The following is a 6400-nucleotide window of genomic DNA, read 5'->3' as shown; positions in this document are numbered from 1 at the left end:
TAGGCAAAATCCGTCAGTTTGCCCTGCAGGAAGGCGTCATAGGAAGCGAGGTCAAGGAGCCCGTGGCCGGAATAGAGAAACACCACCGACTCGCCGGGCTTGGCCTTTTTGGCCGTCTCGATGGCCCCTTTGATGGCGTGGGAGGTTTCCGGCGCAGGCAGGAAGCCTTCCGTGCGCAAAAACAGCTGGGCCGCTTCAAAACACTCGGTTTGATAGTAGGCCGAGGCCTCCACCAACCCTTCATTGGCCAGATTGCACACGATGGGCGCGTCGCCGTGGTAGCGCAGGCCGCCGGCGTGGATCGGGGCGGGCATGAAGGCGTGCCCCAGGGTGTGCATTTTGAGCAGCGGCGTAAGCCGGGCCACGTCGCCATAGTCATAGCGGAACTGCCCCCTGGTCAGGGTCGGGCAGGCCTTGGGTTCGACGGCAATGAACCGGATGGCTTCGCCGGAGAGCTTTCGCGGCAAAAAGGGCAGCACCAGACCGGCAAAGTTGCTGCCGCCGCCGACGCAACCGACCAGATAGTCTGGCCTGTCCCCGGCCATGGCCAGTTGCTTTTCCACCTCAAGGCCGATGATGGTCTGGTGGTGCAGAACATGGTTGAGCACGCTGCCCAGGGCGTACTTGGTGTCGTCATGGGTGGCGGCGTCTTCCACGGCCTCGGAGATGGCCAGTCCAAGGGACCCGGTGCAGTCGGGGTCTTCGGCCAGCATGGCCCGGCCGGTCCGGGTGTTTTCCGAGGGCGAGGCAAAGATCTCTCCGCCGTAGGCATTGATGAGAATGCGGCGATAGGGCTTCTGGTTGTAGCTCACCTTGACCATGTAGACCGTGCATTCCATGCCCATCATGGAACAGGCAAAGGACAGGGCCGTGCCCCACTGGCCGGCTCCGGTCTCGGTAGCCAGGCGTTTCACGCCCTCGGCCTTGTTGTAATAAGCCTGGGGGATGGCGGTATTGGGCTTGTGCGACCCGGCCGGCGAGACAGACTCGTTTTTATAATAAATCTTGCATTTGACCCCAAGCGCCTGTTCCAGGCGCTTGGCCCGCACCAGCGGCGTCGGACGATAGAGGCGATAAATGTCGAGCACCGGCTGGGGGATGGGCAGCCAGCGGGTGGGCGACATTTCCTGCTCGATGACGGCCTTGGGGAAAATGACTTCGAGCTGCTCGGGACTGATGGGCTGTTTGGTCTGGGGATCGAGCGGCGGGGCCAGGGGTGTGGGCAGGTCCGGCAGAGCGTTATACCACTGCGTCGGCATCTCGCTCTCGGGCAGATTGATCTTCACTTCCATGTATCGCTCCGATTTCCGAATGATTTCATAGATCCCCGGCTGGGGAAACGCGCAACCAGACAAGGCCGACCACGCAGCCAGTGTCATCTAAGCACGGATTCATTGGTGTGTCAATTATACTGCCATCGCTGAGTTGCAGTAACGCAATATGTCGAATTGCTTCAATCGCTCCATTTCATGTACGCCAGCAACAAGCTCGCAAAGATGCGACAGCACACTATTACTCACTAGACAATGCGGTTATACTGCTTACTTAATAAATAAATAACGAGTAACAATGAAGTCATATTTTTTACGATGCACAACCATGACCTGCATGGACTCGCCATGCGTTCTGATCAAGTGGTCGTGTTAAAGGACTGATCGATTTTTGCCACGTTGCTGCCGAAAGATAACACGATTGTCACGGCGTGATGGTAACCACACAACCGCAACGCGACCCAAAAACTGTCAGCAAACACAGGAGAACGCATGAAACGAGTCGTATCACTGCTTCTGTTCTGCCTGCTTCTGGCCTCGGCCACCGCCCAGGCGGCGACCGAAGTCAAAATGGCAGGCGACTTCCGGGCCTATGGCGTCTTTTTCCAAAACCACAACTGGACCACTTGGAACGCTGCCGGCACCCAGACGGAAGAAGCCTTCGAGATCTGGCAGCGCTGGCGACTGCGCTCCGACTTCGTGGCCAATGAGGCCGTTAAATTCCGCCTTGGCACCCGGGTCAACGACACGCCCTGGGGGTATGGCACCTACACGGCGGCCAATCCGACCGTTTCCATCGAAGTCTATCAGGCCTACCTGCAGTTCAAACTGCCCGCCTGCGACATCGAGGTGACGGCCGGCTACCAGCCCATCTCCCTGCCCCAGTCCCCGATCTTTTACGACTCCGTGGTCCTGGCCTCGAAACGCGAATCCAACTCCTTTGCCGGTCTGGTGGTCAAAGCCCCCATCATCAAGGACACCCTCAATGTCTTTGCCGGCTTTTCCCGCCTCATCGACGTCAACCGCACCTATGACACCACCACCACCCAGGTGGACGACGAACTGGACGCCTATTTTCTGACTCTGCCCATCATCATCGACGGCTTCAAGGCCACGCCCTGGGCCATGGCCGCCGTTGTCGGCAAGGCCAGCACCGGCGCGGTCACCTCGATTCGAAACGGTCTGGTCTCCGGCGGTTCCTTCATCGCTCCCACGGGCTTTAACAATACCGACAATCCCTACTGGTGGGCCGGCACGTCCCTGGAACTGACCGCCCTTGATCCCCTGAAGTTCTACGGCGACGTCATTTACGGCCAGGGCGCTTCGGCCGATTACAAGCGCAACGAACGCCGGGGCTGGTTCATCGACGCCGCCGTCCAGTACACCGGCTTTGACTGGGCCACCCCCGAACTCGGCGGCTGGTGGAGCACCGGCGAGGACAACTCCATCGCAAACGGCTCGGAACGGCTGCCGTCGATCGCCAACAATTTCGGCATGGGCAACTCCTTCCTCTACCCCACCGGCCAGGACCTTTCCAAGAACGACATGGGCGTCAACCCCATCGGCAGCTGGGGTCTGACCGGTTCCATCAAAAACATCAGCTTCCTGGAAAAGCTCTCCCAACGCCTGACCTTCACCGCCACCTGGGGCAACAACTCCCCGGCCGGACTGCGCAAGGCCGTCCTGGCCTCGGGCGGCACCGGCAAATACCTCACCATGGGCAAGGATCTGGCCATCGGCGAGTATGTGCTCGGTGCCAACTTCGACTCCAAGTACATGCTGTATGAAAATCTGGCCCTGATCGTGGAAACCGGCTGGGCCCACTACGGCAACCCCAACGGCAGCATCTGGAACACCGCCAGCCGTCGCTTCACGAAAAACGTGGGCGATGCCTGGATGGCCTCCTTCGGCTTCAAATACACGTTCTAGCCCCACCCGGGCACGCCCGAGGGCCGGGGGGACAAGCCGTCCTCCCGGCCCTTTTCCTTGGCGTCGCCTTAGGCTATACGAGGCAAACGTCCGACAACGGGGAAACGACATGAAACGTCTGTTGCTCGCCATCCTGCTCGCCCTGGCCGTCTGCCGGCCCGCCTTTGCCGGCGAAATCACGATCTTTGCCGCGGCCAGCCTGATCAACGCCTTTGCCGCCGTCAAAGCCGACTTCGAGGCCGCCCATCCCGGCGACACGCTCCATCTGGACTTTGCCGCCTCCGGGGCGCTTCTGGGCCGCATGGATGCCGGCGCGGCCTGCGACGTCTTTGCCAGCGCCGACCGCGACACCATGACCCTGGCGGCTGACCGCAACCGGATCGATCCGGCCACGCGCATGGTCTTTGCCGGCAACACCCTGGTGCTGGCCGTGCCTGCCGGCAACCCGGCCCGGGTGTCGGGACTCGACAGCCTGTCCCTGGGCGGCGTGCGGCGCATCGGCGTCGGCAACCCGGAATCCGTGCCGGCCGGGCGCTACGCCAAACGGGCCTTGCAGCAAAAAGCCCTGTGGTTCGCCCTGACCTCCAAACTGGTCTACTACCCATCGGTGCGCCATGTCCTGGCCGCCCTGGAACAGGGCGAAATCGATGCGGGCTTCGTGTATGCAACCGATGCTTCCGCCGCAGGCAAGGCCGTGGAAACGGCAGCCTCCATCAGCCTCACCCCGCCCATCATCTACACCGCCGCCAGAGCCAAGGCTGCCGGAAACAAACAACTGGCCGCCGACTTTCTGGCCTATCTGGCAACACCCCAGGTGGTTTCGACCCTGTCCGGTTTCGGCTTTCTTCCGCCGCCGACGCAGCAGGAATAAATACCGCTCCCTTCCCTTTCATTGCGGCATTGGCTATAGACAGGCGGAGTTTTGACCGTTTTGATCGGAGTACTGCATGTCCTTTGTCCCGCGTTTTGTCGCGATCCTGCTGCTCGTCTTCGTTGCCGCCTGCGCCCCCGCTGCCCGCAACGCCTCCAAAACACCGGCCAAACCGGCGCAAAGCGCGGCCAAGGCCCAACCGGCCCCGGGCAAAGCCGCCCCACCGGCCAAGGCTGCCCCAGCCGGCCCGCCGGCCACAGTCCAAGCCACCCCGCCGCCCCTGACACAGACCGCGCCGCCGGCCGTGGCCCAGGCCGGTCCACCGCCCGGCTTCGGCGGCATCCCCTGGGGTGCGCCGACGTCGTCCCAGCCCGGACTGGCCCAATTCGACGTCTCAGCCGAAAACGGTACCACCACCTGCCTTTGGCCCCAGGGGCCAAAGGACATTTTCGGCGCGACGGTGCGCGAGGCCTACTACGAGTTCTTTAAAAACCAGTTCTACCACATCTGGATCAATTTCGACGGCATGGCCGCCTACGAGACCGCCCTGGCCGGCCTCACCCGGACCTATGGCCCACCCACCCAGGAAAACCGCGACAAGTATTACCACGCCTGGACCATCGGCGAGGTCAACATCTACTGCGCCTTCCACCCGGATTTAAACGAAGGCGACGTGAGCTTTTTCTACCAGCCGCTCTACGAACGCATGGTCGCCGCCCGCAAGACCGGCAGCGCCAAACCCCAGCCCAGGAGCGCAAAACCGTGAACGCCAACGACGCCTATGCCAAGCTCATGGCCCACAGCCGGGCCTCGGCCGATATCGCCTCGACCTTAAGCCTCCTCTCCTGGGACCAGCAGGTCATGATCCCGCCGGCCGCCCACGCCGGCCGGGCCGGGCAGATCGGAGCACTGACAGCCATCCTCCACCGCCGGGCCAGCGATCCGGCCATGGGCGAATGGCTGGCGGCCTGCGAAAGCTCGGAGCTGACCGGCGATGCCGCCTCGCCCCAGGCCGCCAACATCCGCGAACTGCGCCGCGACTTTGATCAGGCCGCCAAAATTCCCGAATCCCTGGCCGTGGCCCTGGCCCAGGCCGCCAGCACCGGCCAGCGGGCCTGGGAGCTGGCCAGAAAGGACAACGATTTTACTGCTTTTGCCCCACATCTCGGCACCTTGCTCGAACTGTCGCGGCAAAAGGCCGAGGCCCTCGGTTATGCCGGCGAGGCCTACGACGCCCTGCTCGACCTGTTCGAGCCGGGCGAGACCGTGGCGGCCATCGCCCCGATCCTGGCCGAACTGCGCGACGCGGCAACAGATATCCTGGCCCGCGTGGCCGATGCCCCCAAACCCGCCCCGCTGCCGGCCGGCCCGTATCCGATGGCGGCCCAGGAACGCCTCCTGCGCCAGACCACGGCCCGCATCGGCCTACCCGACACGTCCTCGCGCCTGGACGTCTCCACCCATCCGTTTTCGACCCTCATCGGCCCCGGAGACGCCCGCATCACCACACGCTTTGACGAGGCCGATTTCACCAAGGCCTTTTTCGGGGCAGTCCACGAGACCGGCCACGCCCTCTACAGCCTGGGCCATAGCGGACCGGCCCATTACGGCTCGCCCATGGGCGAGGCAGCCTCCTTTGCCGTGCACGAATCCCAGTCGCGGTTGTGGGAAAACCAGGTGGCCCGGTCCCTGCCCTTCTGGCAACACGCCCTGCCCCTGGCCGCCAGGGAATTTCCCCAACTGGCCGGCCTGTCGCCCGAAGATATCTTCAAGGCCGTGGGGGCCACCCAGCCGGGCCTTATCCGGGTGGACGCCGACGAGACCACCTACAACCCGCACATTGTGCTGCGGTTTGAACTGGAACTGGCGCTCATCCGGGGCGATCTGGCCGTGGCCGACCTGCCCGGCGCCTGGAATGAGAAGTCACAGGCGATTTTGGGGCTGACACCGCCGACCGACGCCCTGGGCTGTCTCCAGGACGTGCACTGGTCAACGGGTGCGTTCGGCTATTTCCCCACCTACAGCCTGGGCAACATTTACGCCGCCTGCCTCTTTGAAGCCGCCGGCAAGGCCATCCCGGACCTGCCCGCCCGCATGGCGGCGGGCGATTTTGCCCCGCTGCTCACCTGGCTTGGCCAGGCCATCCACGAAAAAGGCCGGCTGCTGCGGCCCCGGGCGCTTCTGACAGCCGCCACCGGCCAGGCGCCAACGGCCGGACCGCTGGTGCGCCATCTCAAGGCCAAGGCCTCGGCCATCTACGGCGTTGGCTGGTGAGACGAGGCAGAGTGGGGAGAAGAAGAGAAAGAGGAAGAGTGCTCCGGCGGCAGCA

5 protein-coding genes are annotated in these 6400 nt (G+C 63.3%); 4 read left to right on the top strand and 1 reads right to left on the bottom strand.

The window, feature by feature from the left end; translation table 11 throughout:
• A partial coding sequence (locus DVDV_RS21225) for a TrpB-like pyridoxal phosphate-dependent enzyme (protein WP_075356568.1) occupies positions 1–1292 on the bottom strand: 1292 nt, incomplete at its 3' end.
• 471 nt (positions 1293–1763) lie between these two features.
• Here DVDV_RS21225 and DVDV_RS21220 point away from each other — a divergent pair.
• From DVDV_RS21220 to DVDV_RS21205, 4 genes are all read left to right on the top strand, one after another.
• Positions 1764–3200 carry an outer membrane homotrimeric porin gene (locus DVDV_RS21220; RefSeq protein WP_075356567.1) on the top strand — a complete coding sequence of 479 codons (1437 nt, stop codon included), beginning with the start codon at positions 1764–1766 and terminating at the stop codon, positions 3198–3200.
• A 109-nt stretch (positions 3201–3309) separates the two neighbouring features.
• Positions 3310–4071, top strand: a complete 762-nt coding sequence (gene modA / locus DVDV_RS21215; protein WP_075356566.1) for a molybdate ABC transporter substrate-binding protein — start codon at positions 3310–3312, stop codon at positions 4069–4071.
• Positions 4072–4147: 76 nt separating this feature from the next.
• Positions 4148–4837 carry a hypothetical protein gene (locus DVDV_RS21210; RefSeq protein ID WP_075356565.1) on the top strand — a complete coding sequence of 230 codons (690 nt, stop codon included), beginning with the start codon at positions 4148–4150 and terminating at the stop codon, positions 4835–4837.
• Complete coding sequence (locus DVDV_RS21205) at positions 4834–6345, top strand: carboxypeptidase M32 (protein ID WP_075356564.1); 1512 nt, start codon at positions 4834–4836, stop codon at positions 6343–6345. Before DVDV_RS21210 ends, DVDV_RS21205 begins: the two co-directional genes overlap by 4 nt.
• Positions 6346–6400: the final 55 nt, after the last annotated feature.

Origin of the sequence: Desulfovibrio sp. DV (assembly GCF_001936595.1) — a bacterium.
In the GTDB taxonomy this organism is placed as follows: Bacteria; Desulfobacterota; Desulfovibrionia; order Desulfovibrionales; family Desulfovibrionaceae; genus Solidesulfovibrio.
The sequence above is the reverse complement of the archived record's forward strand: the minus strand, read 5'-3'. Positions and strand labels throughout refer to the sequence as shown.